General features: G+C 69.2%; 20 protein-coding genes. 9 read left to right on the top strand and 11 right to left on the bottom strand.

The features are described 5' to 3' along the window. Positions 1–10: 10 nt before the first annotated feature. Positions 11–649, top strand: a complete 639-nt coding sequence (locus tag Q0Q47_RS16000; RefSeq protein WP_293861876.1) for a DUF2238 domain-containing protein — start codon at positions 11–13, stop codon at positions 647–649. 5 nt (positions 650–654) lie between these two features. Here Q0Q47_RS16000 and Q0Q47_RS15995 read toward each other — a convergent pair whose 3' ends face one another. The 3 genes from Q0Q47_RS15995 to gatB all read right to left on the bottom strand — a co-directional run bounded on the left by Q0Q47_RS15995 (position 655) and on the right by gatB (position 3929). After that, a complete protein-coding gene (locus Q0Q47_RS15995) occupies positions 655–1602 on the bottom strand; it encodes a GNAT family N-acetyltransferase (protein WP_293861873.1) in 948 nt (315 codons plus the stop codon). Positions 1603–1679: 77 nt separating this feature from the next. Beyond that, a complete protein-coding gene (locus tag Q0Q47_RS15990; RefSeq protein WP_293861870.1) occupies positions 1680–2396 on the bottom strand; it encodes a DUF2459 domain-containing protein in 717 nt (238 codons plus the stop codon). A gap of 60 nt (positions 2397–2456) precedes the next feature. Continuing rightward, positions 2457–3929 carry an Asp-tRNA(Asn)/Glu-tRNA(Gln) amidotransferase subunit GatB gene (gene gatB, locus Q0Q47_RS15985; RefSeq protein WP_293861867.1) on the bottom strand — a complete coding sequence of 491 codons (1473 nt, stop codon included), beginning with the start codon at positions 3927–3929 and terminating at the stop codon, positions 2457–2459. A gap of 158 nt (positions 3930–4087) precedes the next feature. Here gatB and Q0Q47_RS15980 point away from each other — a divergent pair, with 158 nt between their 5' ends. Then, positions 4088–4693 (top strand): Uma2 family endonuclease, encoded by a 606-nt coding sequence (locus Q0Q47_RS15980; protein ID WP_293861864.1) that lies wholly within the window; start codon positions 4088–4090, stop codon positions 4691–4693. Here Q0Q47_RS15980 and Q0Q47_RS15975 read toward each other — a convergent pair. The 3 genes from Q0Q47_RS15975 to gatC all read right to left on the bottom strand — a co-directional run bounded on the left by Q0Q47_RS15975 (position 4682) and on the right by gatC (position 6883). Then, entirely contained in the window at positions 4682–4996 is a 315-nt protein-coding gene (locus Q0Q47_RS15975; RefSeq protein ID WP_293861861.1) for a hypothetical protein, read from the bottom strand. The genes Q0Q47_RS15980 and Q0Q47_RS15975 overlap by 12 nt on opposite strands. Positions 4997–5024: 28 nt before the next feature. After that, entirely contained in the window at positions 5025–6506 is a 1482-nt protein-coding gene (gatA, locus tag Q0Q47_RS15970; protein WP_293861858.1) for an Asp-tRNA(Asn)/Glu-tRNA(Gln) amidotransferase subunit GatA, read from the bottom strand. Positions 6507–6595: 89 nt separating this feature from the next. Beyond that, the gene (gene gatC, locus Q0Q47_RS15965; RefSeq protein ID WP_293861855.1) at positions 6596–6883 is read right to left on the bottom strand and encodes an Asp-tRNA(Asn)/Glu-tRNA(Gln) amidotransferase subunit GatC; all 288 of its coding nucleotides are present in this window, start codon (positions 6881–6883) and stop codon (positions 6596–6598) included. 141 nt (positions 6884–7024) lie between these two features. On the opposite strand from gatC, the gene Q0Q47_RS15960 reads away from it, so the two are divergent. After that, positions 7025–7591 carry a CoA-binding protein gene (locus tag Q0Q47_RS15960; protein ID WP_293861852.1) on the top strand — a complete coding sequence of 189 codons (567 nt, stop codon included), beginning with the start codon at positions 7025–7027 and terminating at the stop codon, positions 7589–7591. 42 nt (positions 7592–7633) lie between these two features. On the opposite strand, the gene Q0Q47_RS15955 is transcribed toward Q0Q47_RS15960, so the two are convergent. After that, the gene (locus tag Q0Q47_RS15955) at positions 7634–7987 is read right to left on the bottom strand and encodes a hypothetical protein (protein ID WP_293861849.1); all 354 of its coding nucleotides are present in this window, start codon (positions 7985–7987) and stop codon (positions 7634–7636) included. Between the two features lie 307 nt (positions 7988–8294). On the opposite strand from Q0Q47_RS15955, the gene Q0Q47_RS15950 reads away from it, so the two are divergent. Then, positions 8295–9584 (top strand): O-acetylhomoserine aminocarboxypropyltransferase, encoded by a 1290-nt coding sequence (locus tag Q0Q47_RS15950; RefSeq protein ID WP_293861846.1) that lies wholly within the window; start codon positions 8295–8297, stop codon positions 9582–9584. 226 nt (positions 9585–9810) lie between these two features. Here Q0Q47_RS15950 and Q0Q47_RS15945 read toward each other — a convergent pair whose 3' ends face one another. Continuing rightward, the gene (locus tag Q0Q47_RS15945; protein ID WP_293861843.1) at positions 9811–10071 is read right to left on the bottom strand and encodes a hypothetical protein; all 261 of its coding nucleotides are present in this window, start codon (positions 10069–10071) and stop codon (positions 9811–9813) included. An 86-nt stretch (positions 10072–10157) separates the two neighbouring features. Then, a complete protein-coding gene (locus tag Q0Q47_RS15940; RefSeq protein ID WP_293861924.1) occupies positions 10158–11171 on the bottom strand; it encodes a COX15/CtaA family protein in 1014 nt (337 codons plus the stop codon). 192 nt (positions 11172–11363) lie between these two features. On the opposite strand from Q0Q47_RS15940, the gene Q0Q47_RS15935 reads away from it, so the two are divergent. Further along, positions 11364–11576, top strand: a complete 213-nt coding sequence (locus Q0Q47_RS15935) for a DUF2842 domain-containing protein (protein WP_293861839.1) — start codon at positions 11364–11366, stop codon at positions 11574–11576. Here the strand turns inward: Q0Q47_RS15935 and Q0Q47_RS15930 are convergent. Then, positions 11573–12622: a polysaccharide deacetylase family protein gene (locus tag Q0Q47_RS15930; protein ID WP_293861836.1), complete on the bottom strand. Its 1050-nt coding sequence runs from the start codon at positions 12620–12622 to the stop codon at positions 11573–11575. The genes Q0Q47_RS15935 and Q0Q47_RS15930 overlap by 4 nt on opposite strands. Before the next feature lie 111 nt (positions 12623–12733). Here Q0Q47_RS15930 and Q0Q47_RS15925 point away from each other — a divergent pair, with 111 nt between their 5' ends. Next, positions 12734–13879, top strand: coding sequence for a GNAT family N-acetyltransferase (locus Q0Q47_RS15925; protein ID WP_293861833.1), 1146 nt, complete (start codon positions 12734–12736; stop codon positions 13877–13879). A 3-nt stretch (positions 13880–13882) separates the two neighbouring features. Here Q0Q47_RS15925 and Q0Q47_RS15920 read toward each other — a convergent pair whose 3' ends face one another. Beyond that, complete coding sequence (locus tag Q0Q47_RS15920; protein WP_293861830.1) at positions 13883–16027, bottom strand: exopolysaccharide transport family protein; 2145 nt, start codon at positions 16025–16027, stop codon at positions 13883–13885. Positions 16028–16187: 160 nt separating this feature from the next. On the opposite strand from Q0Q47_RS15920, the gene Q0Q47_RS15915 reads away from it, so the two are divergent. The 3 genes from Q0Q47_RS15915 to Q0Q47_RS15905 all read left to right on the top strand — a co-directional run bounded on the left by Q0Q47_RS15915 (position 16188) and on the right by Q0Q47_RS15905 (position 19496). Then, the gene (locus Q0Q47_RS15915) at positions 16188–16745 is read left to right on the top strand and encodes a polysaccharide biosynthesis/export family protein (protein ID WP_293861827.1); all 558 of its coding nucleotides are present in this window, start codon (positions 16188–16190) and stop codon (positions 16743–16745) included. A 7-nt stretch (positions 16746–16752) separates the two neighbouring features. Next, entirely contained in the window at positions 16753–17904 is a 1152-nt protein-coding gene (locus Q0Q47_RS15910) for a glycosyltransferase family 4 protein (RefSeq protein ID WP_293861824.1), read from the top strand. 71 nt (positions 17905–17975) lie between these two features. After that, a complete protein-coding gene (locus tag Q0Q47_RS15905; protein WP_293861821.1) occupies positions 17976–19496 on the top strand; it encodes an undecaprenyl-phosphate glucose phosphotransferase in 1521 nt (506 codons plus the stop codon). Positions 19497–19555: the final 59 nt, after the last annotated feature.

The raw sequence follows: 19555 nt of genomic DNA, 5'->3' as shown, positions 1-19555 counted from the left end.
GCGGGGGCGCATGATCGATCGGACCGCCTCCCGTGTCCCTCTGGCCTGCGCGATCCTGGCGGCCGCCGCCTTGCCCCTGTCCTACGTCGGCACGCAGGACCGGTTCACCTGGCTGCTCGAATCCCTGCCGGTGATCGTGGGCCTGCCGCTGGCGGTGGCACTATGGCCGCGATACCGGCTGTCCAACCTCCTGTGCATCCTGCTCCTGCTGCACGCCATCGTGCTGGTGGTGGGGGGCCACTATACCTACGCCAAGGTTCCGCTCGGCGACTGGGCCCGCGACTGGTTCGGCTGGCAGCGCAACAACTACGACAAGGTCGGACACGCCCTGCAGGGCTTCGAGCCGGCGATCCTGACGCGCGAGATCCTCAAGCGGTGGTCGCCCTTCGCCTCGGCGCCGCGCAGCCGCCTGCTGCCGATCCTGTGCGTCGCCGCCCCCCTCGCCTTCAGCGGCCTCTACGAGATCATCGAATGGCAGGTGGCGCTGGCCTCCGGCGAAGGAGCCGATGCCTTCCTGGGCACGCAGGGCGACCCCTGGGACACGCAGTCCGACATGGGCTTCGCCCTTCTCGGCGCGGTGACGGCGCTGCTGCTGCTGTCGCGCGTCCACGACCGCTCCATGGCAGCGGCCGAGCGGGCCAGACCCTGAGCGTCTCACACGGCAGGCAGGCGCCGCTCCATGGCGACCATCGTCGCCGGTCCCCAGGCAAAGCGCTCGAGCACCGTGAAGCCCCGCGCCTCGTAGAAGGGCTCGGCCGTGACGGAGGACCGGACCGCCAGCCGCTCCAGGCCGGCGTCCAGCGCCGCCCGCTCGATCGCGTCCATCAGGACGCAACCGAGCCTTCGCCCCTGCATGGCGGGGGTCACGAAGAGCTGGCGGACCCGGGCGCCATCGAAGGCCCCGGTCCCGCAGATCGTGCCCTCGCGGTCCGTCACGACCCAGACGTCCCATTGGACCAGATGCGCCGAGATCGCCGCCGGGGACAGTTCGGCCAGCATGAAGTCGATGGCTTCAGGCGGATAGTCTGCGGCGTTCGTCCCGGTGATGGCCGCCCGGATGACCGCCAGCACCGGCTCGGCCTCGCCCGGTTCCGCAGGCCGGATGGAAAAGCCCGGCGGCGGCAGGTGACGGTGCATGATGAGGTGTTCTTGGACGCAGCCCGATTTCGGCGCGCCCTCGGGTACGAAGCCGTGCCGGCGGTAGAAGGCGATCGCCGGGCCATTGCGGGGTTCGACCTCGAGATCGATGAGACGCAGGTCCGGCCAGTTCGAGACCGCGGCCGCGAGCAGCCCGGTCCCCAGGCCCACGCCTTGGACCCGGGGATCGACATACAGCCGGTCGAGCCTGAGCCGGCCATTCGCCCCGAGGGTGGAGGAGGCCGTCGCCAGGATGAGCCCCTCGGTCTCGGCGACCAGGAAGCGATGCCCCGGCCGTCCGATCGCCTGCCGCAGGCGGTCCTCGGCATGCCAGTCATCCGTGATGGCCGTGACCCGCTCCGGTCCGAACAGGTGGTCGTAGGTGGCGTGCCACGTGTCGACGAGAACCCGTCGCACGGCGGGAATGTCAGCCGGTGCAGCTTCGCGGATGACAACGCCCTGCATCGTGCTCTCCTCCGGGTGGGGCGCCAGAGTGGCGATGGCGAGCCGGACAATCAACCACCTGCCACGGGGTCCGCAGCCTAGGCGCCGTTCGGGTTCAGGACCGGCAGGCCGGCATTCCACTTGAGGTCCATGAGCAAGCCGTCGGGAAGCGTCGCCCAGGCTCCGACCGTGGGAACGCCGGCGGCGCCGAGAAGCGCCGACGTCCAGTGATTGCAGACGCGGAAGATGCTGAAGGTCTCGACCCCTTGATAGAACATGCTGTTGCGCGCCAATCCCGTGCCCAGCGGAATGGCGGCACCCGCATCGCCTTTTGCGAGCGCCAGGTCCAGGCGGGAGACCAACGCGTCGAAACCGGCCTGGGACAGCGTGATCGGCACGATCTGGACGGCCAGGACCCGCACCGCCCTGTCCGGCAGCCCCACCACATGCACGACCGACTCGTTGCCCGGCCTGAACAGTGCGCTGAGGGCAAGCCCGACGTCGATCGATCCGAGGGTCGGCGTGCTGCGGTAGAAGCGCGCCTCGCCCCACCCGATTTCGAGGACCGGAGAGCCCGCAAACTGGCCCGCCACGGACAGGACGGCACCAAGCCGCAGGCGCGTGGCCGCCTCGGCCAGCGCTGACCGCGGGAGCGCCAGGCCGGAGTGGAAGCCGTTGCTGACGACTTCGATGGCGATGGCTGCCTGGCCGGGACGTGCCGGGTATAGGCGATCATCGCCGCCGCGCCACGTCGCCGCTGTCGCGAGAAGGAAACCGAGGACCAGGCCACCCAGGATTCGCCAGAACCAGCGCATCCCGCATGCTAGCGGACGGCCAGAACTCCAACCACAACCCCGAGATGAATCTGCGGGTTGTCAGATCCCGAGCTTGGCCTTCAGGATATCGTTGACCGCCTGCGGGTTGGCCTTGCCGCCCGACTGCTTCATCACCTGGCCGACGAACCAGCCGATCATGGTGGGCTTGGCCTTGGCCTGCTCCACCTTGTCGGGATTGGCCGCGATCACCGCGTCGACCGCCGCCTCGATGGCGCCGGTGTCGGTCACCTGCTTCATCCCGCGGCTCTCGACGAGTTCGCGCGGCTCCCCACCCTCGGTCCAGACGATCTCGAACAGATCCTTGCCGATCTTGCCCGAGATGGTGCCCTCGCCGATGAGATCGACGATCTGGCCGAGCTGGGCGGCGGACATGGGCGAGGTCGTGACGTCCTTGCCCTCCTTGTTCAACCGGCCGAACAGTTCGTTGATCACCCAGTTGGCGGCAGCCTTGCCGTCGCGGCCCTTGGCCACCGCCTCGAAGTAGTCGGCCTGTTCGCGCTCCATCACGAGCACCGCCGCGTCGTAGGGCGTCACGCCGTACTCGGCGATGAAGCGCGCCTTCTTGGCGTCCGGCAATTCGGGCAGGTGGGCGGCGAGCGCGTCCACATAGGCCTGGTCGAACTCGAGCGGCAGCAGGTCAGGATCGGGGAAGTAGCGGTAGTCGTGCGCCTCTTCCTTCGAGCGCATGGAGCGCGTCTCGCCCTTGCCGGGGTCGAAGAGCCGGGTCTCCTGCACGATCGTGCCACCATCCTCGATGATGCCGATCTGGCGGCGCGCCTCGTACTCGATGGCCTGGCCGATGAACCGGATCGAGTTGACGTTCTTGATCTCGCAGCGGGTGCCGAGCGGATCGCCGGGCTTGCGCACCGAAACGTTCACGTCGGCGCGCAACGACCCTTCTTCCATGTTGCCGTCGCAGGTGCCGAGATAGCGCAGGATCTGGCGCAGCTTCGTCACGTAGGCGCGCGCCTCCTCCGACGAGCGCAGGTCGGGCTTCGATACGATCTCCATGAGCGCCACGCCCGACCGGTTGAGGTCGACGAAGCTCATGGTCGGGTGCTGGTCGTGCAGCGACTTGCCGGCGTCCTGCTCGAGGTGCAGGCGCTCGATGCCGACCGTGATCTGGCCGCCGGTTTCCGGCAGGTCGACCAGCACCTCGCCCTCGCCCACGATCGGGCTCTTGTACTGGCTGATCTGATAGCCCTGCGGCAGGTCCGGGTAGAAATAGTTCTTCCGGTCGAACACCGAGCGCAGGTTGATCTCGGCCTTCAGGCCGAGGCCGGTGCGGATCGCCTGGCGCACGCATTCCTCGTTAATGACGGGCAGCATGCCGGGCATGGCCGCATCGACCAGCGACACGTTGGCATTGGGCTCGCTGCCGAACGTGGTGGAGGCGCCGGAAAACAGCTTGGCCTTGGAGGTCACCTGGGCATGGATCTCCATGCCGATGACGACCTCCCAGTCACCGGTCGCGCCCTTGATGAGCTTCTTGGCGTTCACGGGTGCGTTCATGGGCGTATCGTCCTGCCTGCGGGTGGCGTTCTCGCCTCCGCTTTTGGGTCGGAGAGCGGCCCGGGTCAAGGGGCGGAGCGATGCAACCGGGAACGACCAGGCGCATCGACCGGGTGCAACTGTAACGCCGTGGCATCCAGCAGAGCCGTCGCACACTGTTGCAGCGCGACATGCCGTCGGGGACCGCGATGGAAGAAGGCGACGCCGATCTGATGGACCTTGCCGCCTTCCATTCCTGGGTCTGCACGCAGGAGCGGCGCTACGAACTCGTAGAAGGACGCCCACGGCTCCTGCCTCTCGAGACGGCCTTCCACAGCCGCATATCCATGAACGTCATGCGTTGGCTGATCACGTCGCTCGACCGGAACCGCTACGACCTGTGTTCGTGCCAGTTGGCCATCGAGACCGGCGAACGGACCGTCCGGTTTGCGGACGGGACCGTCATGCCCTTTGCGGACGACGAGTCCTCTTTCAGCGCCGAGCGGGCCCTTTTCATCTACGAAATTGCTTCACCGGAAATCCTGCAGCTCGATCTCGGTCCGAAAAGGGCGGAGTACGCCACCCTGCCGAACCTCGTGCAGTACCTGGTCGCATCGGAAGAAGCGCCGAGGGTATTGTCGTGGTCGAGGGATGACGGCTGGAACTGGCCTAGCGAACCGGAGACAGTTTCAGGGATGTCGGGGATGGTTCGGCTTGCGCCGTTCGGCCTGTCGATGTCACTCGCCGAAGTCTACGACCGGGTCTCGTTCGGGTCAGACGCCTGAGCCCCGCATTTTCCGTGCCGAATACCCCACCACGGCCCACAGCAGCCCCGCGATGAAGCGGAAGAGCGCGTGGGCGCCGCCGAACATGTAGCCGCCTTCGAACCAGCTGAACCCCAGCGTGTGCGAGAGGAAGCTCATCGCCGTGCCGGCGAGGCCCGCGGCGAAGCCGGCGAGGATGAGCTTGGCCGCCTGGTTGGCATTCCAGCCCATCCACAGGCCAATGGCCACGACCACCGGGTCGATGAAGGCGAACAGGATCAGCCAGCGGAACGGCGCGAGGTCGGCCCAGAAATGCGGCGGCATGGGAAGGGTCCTCGCGTCGCCGGAGCGCTCAGGCCCACCAGGCCTGCGGCAGGTCGACCCGGCCGGCCGCCTGCTCGATGACCTCGGCGACCGAGAACAGCGTCTCCTCGTCGAAGGCCCGCCCGATGAGCTGGAGGCCCAAGGGCAGCCCCTCGCTGGAGAAGCCGGCCGGCACGGCGATGCCCGGCAGGCCGGCCATGTTCACCGTCACCGTGAAGACGTCGTTGAGGTACATCTCGACCGGGTCCGCCCCACCCTTCTCGCCGATGCCGAAGGCGGCCGACGGCGTCGCCGGCGTCAGGATGGCGTCCACGCCCGCGGCGTAGACGTCCTCGAAGTCCTTCTTGATCAGCGTCCGGATCTTCTGGGCGCGGACGTAGTAGGCATCGTAGTAGCCGGCCGACAGCACGTAGGTGCCGATCATGATGCGCCGGCGGACCTCCTTGCCGAAGCCTTGGGCACGGGTCTTCTCGTAGAGGTCGACGATGTCCTTGCCGGGCACGCGCAGGCCGTAGCGCACGCCGTCATAGCGGGCGAGGTTCGACGAGGCCTCGGCGGGCGCCACGATGTAGTAGGCCGGCAGCGCGTACTTGGTGTGCGGCAGCGACACCTCGACGATCTCGGCGCCGGCGTCGCGCAGCCACTTGGCGCCCTTTTCCCAGAGCGCCTCGATCTCGGCGGGCATGCCGTCGACCCGGTATTCCTTCGGGATGCCGATGCGCATGCCCTTGATCGAGCGGCCGACGGCCGCTTCGTAGTCGGGCACGGGCAGGTCGACGCAGGTCGTGTCCTTGGCGTCCGGACCCGCCATCGAGCGCAGCAGGATGGCGTTGTCGCGCACGGTGCGGGCGATCGGGCCGGCCTGGTCGAGCGACGAGGCGAAGGCGACGATGCCCCAGCGCGAGCAGCGGCCATAGGTCGGCTTGATGCCGACGGTGCCGGTGAATGCCGCCGGCTGCCGGATGGAACCGCCGGTGTCGGTCGCCGTCGCCCCCAGGCAGAGCCGGGCGGCAACGGCCGCGGCCGAGCCGCCCGAAGAGCCGCCGGGCACCAGCGGCGTGTTCGAGCCCTGGCGGCGCCAGGGCGACACCACGTTGCCGAAGGCGGACGTCTCGTTCGACGAGCCCATGGCGAACTCGTCATTGTTGAGCTTGCCCAGCATCACCGCGCCGTCGCGCCACAGGTTCGACGTCACCGTGGACTCGTAGGCCGGCACGAAGTTGCCGAGGATGTTCGAACCGGCCGTCGTGCGCACGCCCTTGGTGGCGTAGAGATCCTTGATGCCCAGCGCGAGGCCTTCCAGAGGGCGAGCCTCGCCGCGGGCCAGCCGCTCATCCGAGGCCTTGGCCATCGCCAGCGCCTGCTCGGGCGTCTCGAGCACATAGGCATTGAGGCCGCGCGCCTTCTCCATCGCAGCCAGGAAGGCCTGGGTGATCTCGGTCGCGGAGACCTGCTTCGCCCGCAGCGCGTCGCGGGCTTCGGCCAGGGTCAGGGCGGTGGCGTCGGTCATGACCGTCTCCGGGTCGGGCCGCGCTCAGCGGCGGCCGGGTCATCTCGTAAGGTCGTGTCGTGGGGCGGGAGGCGCGCCGGGAGGACGCGCTACTCGACCACCTTGGGCACCAGGAAGAAGTGGTCCTCGGTCATCGGCGCGTTGCCGGTGACCACGTCGGCATAGCCGCCGTCGGTGACCTCGTCCTGGCGCTTCTTCATGACCATGGGCGTCACCGAGGTCATCGGCTCGACGCCCTCGACGTTCACTTCGGCGAGTTGCTCCACGAACGCCAGCATGGCGTTGAGCTCGCCCTGCAGATGGGGCACCTCTTCCTCGGTGACGGCGATGCGCGCGAGATGCGCGATGCGCCGGACGGTCGCCTGGTCGACGGACATGAAACCCTCGCGAATGGCCGCATTTGGCCCTGCGCGCCTATAGCACCCTGCCCTTCGCACCCGCAACTCGCCGGGCCCCTGCCGGCGCGCCATTGCGATGCAGCGCACAACGCACTAGCGTCCGCCGCCCGAGGACACGCCATGACCGACCCCAGCCACCACGACAGCTACCCCGACACCCTGATCCGCTCGATCCTGCAGGGCACCCGCACGATCGCGCTGGTGGGCGCATCGGCCAATCCCGCGCGTCCGAGCTGGATCGTGGTCAAGTACCTGTCCGAGCGCGGCTACACGGTCTATCCGGTCAATCCGGGCCTCGCCGGCCAGGAGATCCTGGGCCGCCCGGTCTATGCGAAGCTCGCCGACGTGCCGCAGCCGCTCGACATGGTCGAGATCTTCCGCAACTCGGAAGCCGCCGGGCCGATCGTAGACGAGGCCCTGGCGCTCGATCCGCTGCCGAAGGTGATCTGGATGCAGCTGTCGGTCCGCAACGACGCGGCGGCGGCCCGCGCCGAGGCGCGCGGCGTGACCGTGATCATGAACCGCTGCCCCAAGATCGAATACGGCCGGCTCTCCGGCGAGATCGGCTGGCAGGGCATCAACTCGCGGGTGCTGTCGTCCAAGAAGCCGGTGATGAGCGAAAAGGGCGTGCAGAAGCGGACGCTCGGCGTCGCGCCGGGCACCAATCCCTTCGGCACCCGGCGGTAGGCTGCGGCCGTCCCTCCATGCTCGTTGACGGGACCGGGCGCCCTAGTAGGGACGACCGGGCCAGAAGAAGAGGAAGAGGGTCGGCAGGGCCACGGAGGCCACGAGGAGCAGAAGCCCCAGAAGGACCGGCACGAAGACGCACAGAAGGGCCGCCAGGATGGGGCCAAGAAAGTAGTACTTGGCAAAAGTCCAGCGCGTCACACCCGTGTCGGCCGCGCGATTGAGGGTGGCGCACAGCCACATCCACTTCAACGCCAGCACATAGAGCCAGCCTTGATTGAGGAGAATCTGGTTTGCAATCCGCTCTGGCGCGTCCGCGACGCCAAGCGCCGCGACCAAAAGGCACCAGAGTGCCGTGTACAGGATGATGAACAGGAAATAGTCGATCCTGCTCATGGTCTCGGGACAGACCGGCATGATGCATTTGGCGAAATAATAACCGACGGAATTCATCGTTGAAAACCAGATCTTGAAACACGCCTTTGTCTCACGACGCTGCGTGAGTCATCAAGTTTGGATTTGATGCAAGGTTGAACAAGCGTTACTTGAGGTTGCGGTCAGACGGCGCGTGACACGGGACGCAGTAGACGAACCCCGTGGCTGTCTGGGATGCTGTGTTGACGACGACAGCAGCGTTCGACATAAAGAACAAACAATCCGCTCAGCCGGACGACCGGCGAGCTTCGTGCCCGAGGATCATCCGATGACAGCGCCCTCAGCCCCCGGCTTCTCCACCCTCGCCATCCACGCCGGCGCGCAGCCCGATCCGGCCACTGGCGCCCGCGCGACGCCCATCTACCAGACGACGTCGTTCGTGTTCGACGACGTGGACCACGCCGCGTCGCTGTTCGGACTGCAGGCCTTCGGCAACATCTATTCGCGCCTGGGCAACCCCACCTGCGCGGTGCTGGAGGAGCGGGTCGCGGCGCTGGAAGGCGGGACGGCGGCGCTCGCCGTGGCCTCCGGCCACGCGGCCGAGTTCCTGGTGTTCCACACCCTGCTGCAGCCCGGCGACGAGTTCATCGCGTCGAAGAAGCTCTACGGCGGCTCCATCAACCAGTTCAATCACAGCTACAAGAACTTCGACTGGCGGGTGAAGTGGGCCGATCCGGACGATCTGGCGACCTTCAAGGCCGCCATCAGCGACAAGACCAAGGCGATCTTCATCGAATCGATCGCCAACCCGGGCGGCGTCATCACCGACATCCAGGCCATCGCCGACATCGCCCATGAGGCGGGCGTGCCGCTCATCGTCGACAACACGATGGCCAGCCCCTACCTGATCCGTCCGTTCGAGCACGGTGCCGACATCGTGGTGCACTCGGCCACGAAGTTCCTCGGCGGCCACGGCAACTCCATCGGCGGCCTGATCGTCGACGGCGGCAAGTTCGACTGGATGAAGTCCGGCCGCTACCCGATGCTGTCCCAGCCGCGCCCCGAATACGGCGGCATGGTGCTGGGCGAGACCTTCGGCAACTTCGGCTTCGCCATCGCCTGCCGCGTGCTCGGCCTGCGCGACCTCGGCCCGGCGCTGTCGCCGTTCAACGCCTTCATGCTGCTCACCGGCATCGAGACCCTGCCGCTGCGCATGCAGCGCCATTCGGACAACGCCCAGACGGTGGCCGAGCACCTGGCCAAGCATCCGGCGGTGTCATGGGTGAGCTATCCCGGCCTGCCCGGCGACAAGTACCACGCGCTCGCCAAGCGCTATTCGCCCAAGGGCGCGGGCGCCGTGTTCACCTTCGGCCTGAAGGGCGGCTACGAGGCGGGCGTCCGGCTCGTGTCGAACCTGAAGCTGTTCTCCCACCTGGCGAACATCGGCGACACGCGCTCGCTGGTCATCCACCCCGCCTCCACCACGCACCGCCAGCTCACCCCCGAGCAGCAGACGCAGGCGGGAGCCGGCCCGGAAGTGGTGCGCCTGTCCATCGGCCTCGAGGACACGGCCGACATCATCGCCGACCTCGACGAGGCCCTGTCCGCCGGCGCCTGATCGCCGGTCAGGCCCCCCGACGCCGTCCTGGACCCGGGCAAGCCCGGGCCAGCACATCCTGCCTGCACCTCTCCACGTCCTGGCCGGGCTTGGCCCGGCCATCCACGACTTCGGGATGGCCCCGGCAAAGTCGTGGGTGCCCGGCCAGGCCCGGGCAGGACGGCTGAGGGATCGCGCGATGCGACGATGAAGTGCGGTGCCGCGCGAAAAATCTATCCACACGCGCTCAGTTGGACAGCGCGTCCAGGGCGAACCGGACGCCCGTCAACGCGGCCGCCAGGGCCGAGGCCAAGGCGGCGCGCGCGTTCAGGATCTGCGTGCGGTTGATGGCCACCACGATGCGGTTCATGTCGGCCGCATCGAGGTCCTCGTGGCGCGACAGCCTGCGCAGGCGCTGCCGGCTCGCCTGCAGCCACAGCCATGAGGCCAGCAGCGCGGTGGCCATGATCATGATGTCGAAGCTACGCAGGAGGACAGCGGTCGTCATGGATCGTCCGTGCAAGGCCAAGGCTTAGCCCGGCTCACGAATAGCCGTGCGCCCCGCGGCCCGGAAGCAAAATCGAGACGAAGACCTCAGCGGGTCGCCAGACGCCGCCAGTGGACGGTCGCCATGGCGAGCACGACCATGGCCATGGCCTGGTGCAGCAGGCCGAGCCAGAGCGGCACCTGCATCAGCAGCGTGGCGATGCCCACGACGGCCTGCGCGACCACCAGCCCCGCAATCACGCCGGCCCGTTTCGCCGCCGGGGATCCCGGCACCCGGGAGCGCGTGCGCCAGAGCTGAACGACGGCCAGGATCAGCAGCCCGTAGGCCACCATGCGGTGGTTGAACTGGACCGTGAGGTGGTTGTCGACCAGGTTCTCGAACCACGGCGTTCCGAAGAACAGGCTCGACAGGGGCGGGACGACGCTGCCGTCGATGAGGGGCCAGGTGTTGTAGATGAGCCCCGCCTTGGAGCCGGCGACGAGCGCGCCCAGGGCGATCTGGAGAAGCACGGCGGCCACGAGCCAGCCCGCCAGGCGGCGCAGGCCCGCCGCGGACGCTTCGGGCCGACGGGCCGGCGTGACCGCGACCACCATCGCCACGAGCCCGGTGAAGATGAGGCTCGCGGTCGTCAGGTGCGCCATGAGCTTGACCGGCGCCACGGCCGTCATGCCCGGCTGCAGGCCGGAGGCGACCATGATCCAGCCGATGGCCCCCTGAAGGCCGCCGAGCGCGGCCAGACCCACCACGCCGAGCAGCAGCCGCCCGCGCAGCACCCCGGCCAGCGCGAAGCCGACGAGCCCCAGGCCGAACACCAGGCCGATGAGGCGTCCCAGCTGCCGGTGGGACCACTCCCACCAGAAGATCTCCTTGAACTCGGCGAGCGACATGCCCTTGTTCAGGAGCTGGTACTGCGGGATCTGGCGGTACTTCTCGAATTCCGCCGCCCATTGCCCGTCCGTGAGCGGCGGGATGGCACCGGTCACGGGCTTCCACTCGGTGATGGACAGGCCGGACCCGGTGAGACGCGTGGCGCCGCCGATGACCACCATGGCGAAAACCAGCACGATCGTGAGCCAAAGCCATCCGCGCAGAAGGGCCATGCCACGGCCATCGAGCCCGGCGCGGGTGGGAGCGGTTTCGGTGGCGAAGGCGATCGTCATGGCTCGGCTCGGTCCTGCTGCAACGCGTCCGCGCGCCGCGGCGGCGGGTGCTTGCCGTATCGGCGCGCCGGACACATAGTCCCGGCCGCGCGGCACCACAATGGCCGCAATGCCGCAACCGCCCGGAGCCCCATGACCAGACGCACCCGCAAGCTCATCGGCGCCTTCGCCATGCTGGTCTTCGTGTGCGCCTATGCGCTGGTCGTGATGGCGCTGGCGCAGGGACGGCTCCAGGACATGTCGAAGGCGGTCCAGGCCGTGTTCTACCTCGTCGCCGGCCTGAGCTGGATCCTGCCGCTGATGCCCTTGATCCGCTGGATGGAACGGCCCGATCCGGAGGTTTAGGCGACTTTCAGCCGGCGCCCGCGGTTCCACAGCAGGAACGGCACGCCGGAGAGAAGGACGTCGAGGTCGCGGCGGCGCTGGAACAAGCCGTTCAGCGACAGCCTGGGCAAGGCCGTCAGATGCGCGGCATGGTCGGAGAACACCATCCCCGGCCGCGTCGTGACGGCGGATGCGAAGCCCAGGCGGCGCGCGGCCTCGAACTCGCGGACGCCCGCCGAGCCGGGGTCGCCCACCGGATAGGCGAAGTGGCGCGGCGTCAGCCCCAGGTGGCGCGCGAGCATCTCCCGCGAGAACGCCATTTCCGCCTCCGCCACCGCGGCCGGATGCTTGGCGAGCATGGGATGGCTCATCGTGTGCGCCCCGATGGTCACGAGCGGGTCGGACGCCAGGGCGGCGAGCCCCGGCCAGTCGAGGCACAGTTCGTCGGCCACCGCGGCGCTGTCGGTCCCGGCGGCGCGCGCCAGGGTGGAGACGGCCGTCCGCAGCCCCTCCTCCGGGCCCGGACGCAGGCTCCAGTAGATCGTGTCGAAGGCCTTTTTCTTCGCCGCTGGCGAAGCGCAGTCCAGCCGCACAGGGCCGGCGGGAAGGTCGATCTCGATCCGGGTCAGCGCCTGGAGCGCGCGCTCCAGTTCCACCCACCACAGCGATGCGGTGCGATCGGCAAAGCCGGGCGTGGCATAGACCGTGAGCGGCGCCGCGTGCCGGCGCATGACCGGAAGGGCCACGTCGAGGGTGTCGCGATAGCCGTCGTCGAAGGTGAACACGGCGAAGGGCGGCGCCGCTTCGTCGGACAGCCGGGCCAGCGCCTCGTCGAGCGTGACGATGTCGAGGCCGGCCGCCCGCACGGCGAGGATGGCCTCCTCCAGGAACCCCGGAGTGACCTCCAGGAGGGCGTTGGGCGCGAACGCCGCCGCCTCCGCCGGGCGCACGCGGTGGAGCATGAGGATGACCCCCCTGCCCTGCGCGGCGGGCGCGAGCGCCTTGTGGGCGCCGGTGGCCCAAAGGGCCGTCAGGACGGCGGAAAAGACGTGATGCTTGAGCGACACGGGACCCGATCCGGCGGCCTTTCCGCCATAGGGCAGGATTTTAAGAGATCGGACGTTAAACCCCGTTGAACGGCGCCTCCGGGCGTCACTTGCATGGACTGAGATACCCGCATGGCCGTGCCCGCTCCGGTCTCCGACAGCCGCATGGCGGTCTCCATTCACACCAATCCCGAGGCGATCGGCCCGGCCTGGCGCCTCCTGGAGGCGACCGGCATCGGCACCGGCTACCAGACGGCGTCGTGGGCCAAGGCCTGGTTCTCGACCTGCACGGCCGACGCCGGCCGCGCGCCCCTCGTCTGCCTGTTCGGCTCGCCCGAGGCTCCGGCCGGCATCCTCCCCCTCGAGATCGCGGAAGTGGGACTGGCCAAGGTCGGCCGCGGACCGGGCGGCCGGCACGCGAATTTCCGCGGCATCCTGATGGCGCCGGAGGCCGGCGGCCTTCCGTGGGGCCGCCTGCTGGCGGCAGCCGCCTCGGCCGCGCGCATCGATGCGATCCTGCTGGCGAACCAGATCGTCGAGACGCCCGCCGGACGCCATCCGCTGGTGGACCTGCCGCAGAGCCGGCCGAGCCTCGCCTATGCCGGGCGGCTGGATCTCACCGCCGATCCGGACGAGACCCTGGCCAAGGTGTTGGGCAAGGGCTCGCGCAAGACCATGGGCAAGAAGATGCGGCACCTGGCCGCCTTCGGGCCGCTCTCCATGCGGCGCGCCGAGACGGCCGAGGACGTGAAGTCCTTGATGGACCTGTTCTTCCGGGAGAAGTCGACGCGGCTCGCCGAACTGGGCGTTCCCGATGCCTTCGCCGATCCGGCCGTGCAGGCCTTCCTGATCGAGGCCACGCGGCCCGAGACGGGCGCCCTCAGGCTCCACGGCGCGTGGTGCGGCGACCGTCCCGTCGCCATGTTCGGCGGCACCGAGCTCGGCGGCCGCCTCAGCGGCTGCATCAACGCCCACGAACTGGATCCCGAGATCGCGCGCTGCAGTCCCGGCGACCTCCTGTTCGCCGAGGTCATCCGTGACGCGGCCTCGCGCGGGCTGTCGGTGTTCGACCTCGGCGTCGGCCACGGGCCGCTCAAGGCGCGGTTCTGCGAACGCGACGAGCCGATGTTCGACACCGCCATCGCCGTGTCGCCGCTGGGCACCTGCGCGCTTCTCATGCTGTCGGCGGCGGACTGGATGAAAGAGACGATCAAGCGCGACGAGCGCATCGCCGGGCCGGCCCGGCGGATCGCCGGGTGGCTCGGCGCGCTGCGCTGAGCCTCAGACCGCCGCGGCCACGGCGTCCTCGGCCGCCCCGGACCGCACCACGATCAGCTCCGGCGAACCCGGCAGGAGAGCGGCACGCACGGTGTCCGCCGCCGCATCCTGGTCGATGACGAGCACCACCGCGTCAGCAAGGCGCGCGAGATCCTGCGACAGCCTCGAATAGGCCGGCGACGGCGCCGCGACGAGCACGCAGCCGTAGGCGGTCCGCAGCGCCTCGAGGCTGCGGCGCAGCGGCTGCTCCCACGCGTCCGGGCTGTCACCCAACGCGGCGCCGGGCGCGACGACGTGCAGCCTGGAGCCCGAGTCGCGGTTGAGGACCTGCAGGAAGTTCGCCTGGCCGAGCACGACGTCGCCCAGACCGGGGCGCGTCTCGTCGCAGGGCGAGATCAGGTCGACGAGGACGGTGCGCCGCCGGCGCGCCAGGGTCCGGCCGAGGGCGAAGGCGCTGTCGAGCCCGGTGCGCGACACGTCCGAGGCCACCATGCCGAAGACCCCGAGCGATCCGGCGCTGTCGGCGGCCTCCGCGAGGATGCGCAGGGCGTCGACCAGCGACAGGTCCTGGACCGCCGGCTTGCCGGCCAGCGCCGGCGGATCCGCCGGCGCATCCGCCTCGGCGGAGGCCTCCTCCGGCTCGGATTCAGGATCGCGGGCCGCAAGCGGCGCATCGACGGCCGCACCCAGCGGAACGACCGGCGCGTTCAGCGGCACGGCCGCGGCGCGGGCGCCGCCGACATACGCACGGCCCGACAGGAGTTCCCGCGTCACCACCACGGCGGCGCCGACGAGCAGCGTCGCGATGGTCGCCACGAGGACGATCGGCAACCGCTTGGGGAAGGACGGCGTCGCCGGCGGATAGGCGCGCGACACGATCCTGGCATCGGCGGGCGCCGCGTCCTTGGCGTCGCGCGCCATGGCTTCGCGGTAGCGGGTCATCATGGCTTCGAGCTGGTCGCGCTGGCTGCGGGCCTCGCGCTCGAGCGCGCGAAGCTCCACCTCGTTCTCGTTCGCCTGGGCGCTCTGGCCCTTGAGCTGGTCGAGCGCGGCGCCGATCTGGTCGACGCGGGCGCCCTGCACGCGGGCGTCGTTCTCGAAGGTCCGGACGGCCTTCTCGGCCGTGGCCCGGATCTCCGAATCGACGGTGGCGAGCTGGGCGGCGAGCTCCTTCATCCGGGGATGGCCGGGCAGCAGCGTGCGGGCTTCCAGGGAGATCTGGGCCCGCAGCGCGGAGCGGTCCGCCGTCAGCTTGCGCACCAGCTCGTTGTTGGCGACGTCGGAGATCTCGAGCGGCCGGCCGGCGGCGAGCGCATCGCGGATCATCTTGGCGCGCGCCTGGGCGTCCGCCTGCGCCGAGCGGGCCGCCGAGAGTTGGGTGTTCATCTCCGAGAGCTGCTGCTGCGGCAGCGTCCCGCTGGTGCCGGAGGCCAGGAGGCCCTTGCGCGCCCGGAAGTCCTCGACCTTGGCCTCGGCGGCGGCCACGCGTTCGCGCAGCGGATCGATGGTGTTGATGAGCCAGGCGCCGGCCGCGCGGGCCGACTGCTTCTTGGCCTCGGCCTGGCTCTCCAGGAAGAGGTCGGCGAAGGTGTTGGCGCCGAGCGCCGCGAGCTGCGGATCGTTGGAGCTGAACTCGATGGTCAGCACGCGGGAGAGACCCACGGAGAAGGCCAGCATGCGCTCGCGCACCGCCTCGACCAGGTAGTCGTCGCGCTCGACCTCGGTCGGCGTCTTCGACAGTCCGATCGCCATCATCACGGAGCGCACGAGGCCGGGAGCCGCGTACTTGTCGAACTCGGGATTGCCGCGCAGCTTGAGCCGGTCGATGCCGGCCCGGATGATCTCGCGCGACGAGGCGAGCTGCACCTGGCTCGCCATCTCACGCTCGTCGAAGGGTCCGATTCCCGGGTCCGTCGAGCCGTTGGGCCGCGTGAAATAGCTGTCCCCGCTCTGCAGGATGAGGCGCGCCTCGGCCGTGTAGCGGGGCGTGATCAGGTTCACCACGACCGCCGCGACAACCAGCGCCAGCACGGTCGGAACCAGGATCCAGTAGCGCGCACGCGACAGCGCGACGCCCAGCTGATTGAGATCGAGATCGCCCGTTCCCTCACCTCCGGGGGCGGGAAGAACCGGTCCCGTCTGCGCCATGACTCACCCTCGCCAGCACTGGATACGCACCCCTGCACACTCTCCCCGCCAGGTTTCGATATGGTTAAGCGTTCACCGAACGCGACAACCGGAAGTCAACGTTTGTTAACCATGAAGCTGCAGGCTGCGGATCTCTGGAAATTGCCGTCTGCGAGTCGGAATGCATCGTCGTTTCTTCCTCATCGGTCTCGGAGCGACGGCCCTCGCCGGTTGCGCGACCCCCGTTCGCCTGCCTCCGGGCTTTTCGGACAGTGTCGACGCCCCCTACACCCTGGCGGCGGGCGACCGGCTCCGTGTCATCGTCTTCGGCCAGGACGGGCTGTCGAACAGCTACGCGGTGGATGGCGCCGGCCGGATCTCGATGCCGCTCATCGGCCTCGTGACCGCGCTCGGCCTCACGACGGCCCAGCTCGAGCGGGCCATCGAGGCGCGCCTGCGCAACGGTTTCCTGCGGGAGCCTCGCGTATCGGTTGAAGTCGAGCAGTACAGGCCGTTCTACGTGCTGGGCGAAGTCACCACCTCGGGCCAGTTCCCCTACGTCAACGGCATGACGGCCCAGACAGCGGTCGCCATCGCGGGCGGCTTCAGCGCGCGGGCGGAGCGCGACGTTGTCACGCTCACCCGCCAGATTCGCGGCCAGCTCGTGTCCGCCACCGTGCCGATCACGTATCCAGTCCGCCCGGGGGACACGGTCCTGGTGCGCGAGCGCTGGTTCTGAGGTCGCCATGAGCAGCCCCGCGGACCGCAGCCTTCGGATCGTCCAGGTCTTCCGTGCCCCGATCGGCGGCCTGTTCCGTCACGTCCAGGATCTTTCGGCGGAGCTCGCCGCGCGCGGGCACGAAGTCGGCGTGGTCTGCGACGTGGGCGGCGGCCCCCGCGCCGACGACCTGCTTGCGGCGCTTGCCCCCAAGCTCGCGTTCGGCGTCACCCGGATCCCGATGGCGCGGGCGCCCGGGCCGAGCGACGTCCTGGCGCTCCTGCGTTTCCAGAGCTACCTGGCGAAGGTGAAGCCGGACGTGGTGCACGGGCATGGCGCCAAGGGCGGCCTGCTGGCCCGGGCCCGGCCGGCGCTCGGCCTCGGCGGCAAGGCGATCCGCGCCTACACGCCCCATGGCGGCTCGCTCAATTTCGGCCCCGGAAAGCCCGGTCACGCGCTGATCATGGCCACGGAGCGATTCCTGGCCCGCGGCACGGACGTCTTCACCTTCGAGAGCCAGTTCGCGAGCAACCGGTTCGACGAACTGATCGGCAAGCCGAGCTGCCTCGTCTCGGTGGTGCGCAACGGCGCCCATCCCGAGGAATTCGAGTGCGTCGTCCCCGTCCCGGACGCGGCCGACTTCATCTTCCTGGGGGAGTTCAGGGAAGCCAAGGGCCTGATCGTCCTGGCCGACGCGCTGGCTCTCCTGCGCGAGCGCAACGGGCGCGAGACGAGCGTCGTCCTGGTCGGCGGCGGGCCGGAAGAACACCTGGTGCGCGCCCGGCTGGACCAGCACGGGTTGAAGCAGGTCACCCTCAAGCAGGCCATGAGGGCCCGCGAGGCGCTGGCGCTCGGACGGACCTTCCTGCTGCCGTCGCTGTTCGAATCCCTCCCCTACGTGCTGATCGAGGCCGCGGCGGCCGGGATGGACATCCTCGCGACCGACGTCGGCGGCGTCTCCGAGGCGCTCCTGCCGGCCCGCGACAGGCTGATTCCGCCGGGCGATCCCGCGGCCCTCGCCAGCGCCATGGCCGCGGTCCTGTCCGACCCGCCCGACGTGGTCGAACGCCGCAGGCTGGGCGTCCGGGAGCACGTGAGGACCCATCTGTCAGTCGACACCATGGTGAGCGGCATCGAGGCGGCCTACCGGGCGGCCCTGGCCAGGAAGTTCGCGGCTTAAGTGTTCCGTTACGGCAGGGTCTTAAAACTTGCGCGTGTCTAAACAGCGTCTTCAACATCACCGGATGTGAGATGGCCAAGATCAGCGCTGCCGACGTCATGCGCCTCGAGCCCCAGGCGACGGGGGGATCCCCCCATCGCCTGACCCCGCTCGCGGAGGAAGTGGCGAGCCGGCCCTACCGTCCATCCGTGTCGCTGGCGGTCGTTTCCGGCCTCACGGCCATGGCGGAGGCGCTCGTTATCGTGCTCGCGGGCCTGATCGCCCGGACCATGCAGCTGCAGGACGGGATCCTGCCGGGCTTGAACTATGCCATCGCGCTGAGCGCCATGTCGGTGGCGACCATCGTCGCGTTCCAGGCGCTCGGCACCTACGACCTGGCGGCGCTGCGCTCACCGGTGCGGCAATGGTTCAGGCTGGCCGGCGCCTGGTCATTCATCTTCCTGGTGGCCCTCGTCGTCGCGTTCCTGGCGCGCGTGGACAACTACGTGTCGCCGCGCTGGCTGGCGGCCTGGTACCTGTCCGTCGGCCTGTTCCTGTTCGCCTCCCGCGCGGTGGTGGCCATCGTCATCCGCCGCATGGTGCGCGCCGGACGGCTCGACCGCCGCACCGCGGTGGTGGGCGGCGGCCCGTCCGCCGAGGCCTTCCTGCGGGCGCTCGACGCCGAACCGGATTCGGAAGTCCGGGTCTGCGGCGTGTTCGACGACCGCGACGACACCCGATCCCCCGACATGGTGGGCGGCTACCCTAAGCTCGGCACAACGGACGACCTGGTGGAGTTCGTCCGCCGGACCCATGTCGACCTCGTGGTGTTCACCCTGCCGATCACGGCGGAAGACCGCATCCTCCAGATGCTGCGCAAGCTGTGGGTGCTTCCGGTCGACATCCGGCTGGCGGCGCATCAGAGCAAGCTGCGGCTGCGCCCGCGCTCCTACTCCTACATCGGCTCCGTCCCGGTGCTGCCGGTCACCGACCGGCCGATCGCCGACTGGGACGTGGTGCTCAAGGCCGCGTTCGACCGCATCGTCGGGGCCTTCATCCTGCTGCTGGCCTCGCCGGTCATGCTGCTGACCGCGCTGGCGGTGAAGCTCGACTCCAAGGGCCCGGTGTTCTTCAAGCAGAAGCGCTACGGCTTCAACAACGAGCTCATCGAGGTCTACAAGTTCCGGTCGATGTACACCGACATGACGGATCACACGGCCGCCAAGCTCGCGACCAAGAACGATCCGCGCGTGACCCGCGTCGGCCGCATCATCCGCAAAACGTCTCTCGACGAGCTGCCGCAGCTCATCAACGTGGTGTTCAAGGGCAACCTCTCGCTGGTGGGCCCGCGCCCCCACGCCGTCAACGCCAGCGCCGCCAACAAGCGCTACGACGACGCGGTGGACGGCTACTTCGCCCGCCACAAGGTCAAGCCGGGCATCACCGGGTGGGCCCAGGTCAACGGCTGGCGCGGCGAGACCGACACGCTGGAGAAGATCCAGCGGCGCGTCGAGCACGACCTCTACTACATCGAGAACTGGTCGGTGTTCTTCGACCTCTACATCCTGGCGGTCACGCCCTTCGCCCTGACCAAGACGGAAAACGCCTATTGAGCGCGGCCGGGCCAGCCATCCTCGACACCGCGCCGGGCCCGGTTACGGGTGCCGGCGCC

The sequence above is a fragment of the uncultured Alsobacter sp. genome, from assembly GCF_945952055.1.
Lineage (GTDB): Bacteria > Pseudomonadota > Alphaproteobacteria > Rhizobiales > Beijerinckiaceae > Alsobacter.
This window is presented reverse-complemented; position numbering and strand designations above follow the sequence as displayed.

What these genes read in the sequence shown, in the direction of transcription:
- Q0Q47_RS16000 (WP_293861876.1), top strand. Translation starts at nt 11, where the DNA reads ATGATCGATCGGACCGCCTCCCGTGTCCCTCTGGCCTGCGCGATCCTG.
- Q0Q47_RS15995 (WP_293861873.1), bottom strand. Translation starts at nt 1,602, where the DNA reads ATGCAGGGCGTTGTCATCCGCGAAGCTGCACCGGCTGACATTCCCGCC.
- Q0Q47_RS15990 (WP_293861870.1), bottom strand. Translation starts at nt 2,396, where the DNA reads ATGCGCTGGTTCTGGCGAATCCTGGGTGGCCTGGTCCTCGGTTTCCTT.
- gatB (WP_293861867.1), bottom strand. Translation starts at nt 3,929, where the DNA reads ATGAACGCACCCGTGAACGCCAAGAAGCTCATCAAGGGCGCGACCGGT.
- Q0Q47_RS15975 (WP_293861861.1), bottom strand. Translation starts at nt 4,996, where the DNA reads ATGCCGCCGCATTTCTGGGCCGACCTCGCGCCGTTCCGCTGGCTGATC.
- gatA (WP_293861858.1), bottom strand. Translation starts at nt 6,506, where the DNA reads ATGACCGACGCCACCGCCCTGACCCTGGCCGAAGCCCGCGACGCGCTG.
- gatC (WP_293861855.1), bottom strand. Translation starts at nt 6,883, where the DNA reads ATGTCCGTCGACCAGGCGACCGTCCGGCGCATCGCGCATCTCGCGCGC.
- Q0Q47_RS15960 (WP_293861852.1), top strand. Translation starts at nt 7,025, where the DNA reads ATGACCGACCCCAGCCACCACGACAGCTACCCCGACACCCTGATCCGC.
- Q0Q47_RS15955 (WP_293861849.1), bottom strand. Translation starts at nt 7,987, where the DNA reads ATGAGCAGGATCGACTATTTCCTGTTCATCATCCTGTACACGGCACTC.
- Q0Q47_RS15950 (WP_293861846.1), top strand. Translation starts at nt 8,295, where the DNA reads ATGACAGCGCCCTCAGCCCCCGGCTTCTCCACCCTCGCCATCCACGCC.
- Q0Q47_RS15945 (WP_293861843.1), bottom strand. Translation starts at nt 10,071, where the DNA reads ATGACGACCGCTGTCCTCCTGCGTAGCTTCGACATCATGATCATGGCC.
- Q0Q47_RS15940 (WP_293861924.1), bottom strand. Translation starts at nt 11,171, where the DNA reads ATGGCCCTTCTGCGCGGATGGCTTTGGCTCACGATCGTGCTGGTTTTC.
- Q0Q47_RS15935 (WP_293861839.1), top strand. Translation starts at nt 11,364, where the DNA reads ATGACCAGACGCACCCGCAAGCTCATCGGCGCCTTCGCCATGCTGGTC.
- Q0Q47_RS15925 (WP_293861833.1), top strand. Translation starts at nt 12,734, where the DNA reads ATGGCCGTGCCCGCTCCGGTCTCCGACAGCCGCATGGCGGTCTCCATT.
- Q0Q47_RS15920 (WP_293861830.1), bottom strand. Translation starts at nt 16,027, where the DNA reads ATGGCGCAGACGGGACCGGTTCTTCCCGCCCCCGGAGGTGAGGGAACG.
- Q0Q47_RS15915 (WP_293861827.1), top strand. Translation starts at nt 16,188, where the DNA reads ATGCATCGTCGTTTCTTCCTCATCGGTCTCGGAGCGACGGCCCTCGCC.
- Q0Q47_RS15910 (WP_293861824.1), top strand. Translation starts at nt 16,753, where the DNA reads ATGAGCAGCCCCGCGGACCGCAGCCTTCGGATCGTCCAGGTCTTCCGT.
- Q0Q47_RS15905 (WP_293861821.1), top strand. Translation starts at nt 17,976, where the DNA reads ATGGCCAAGATCAGCGCTGCCGACGTCATGCGCCTCGAGCCCCAGGCG.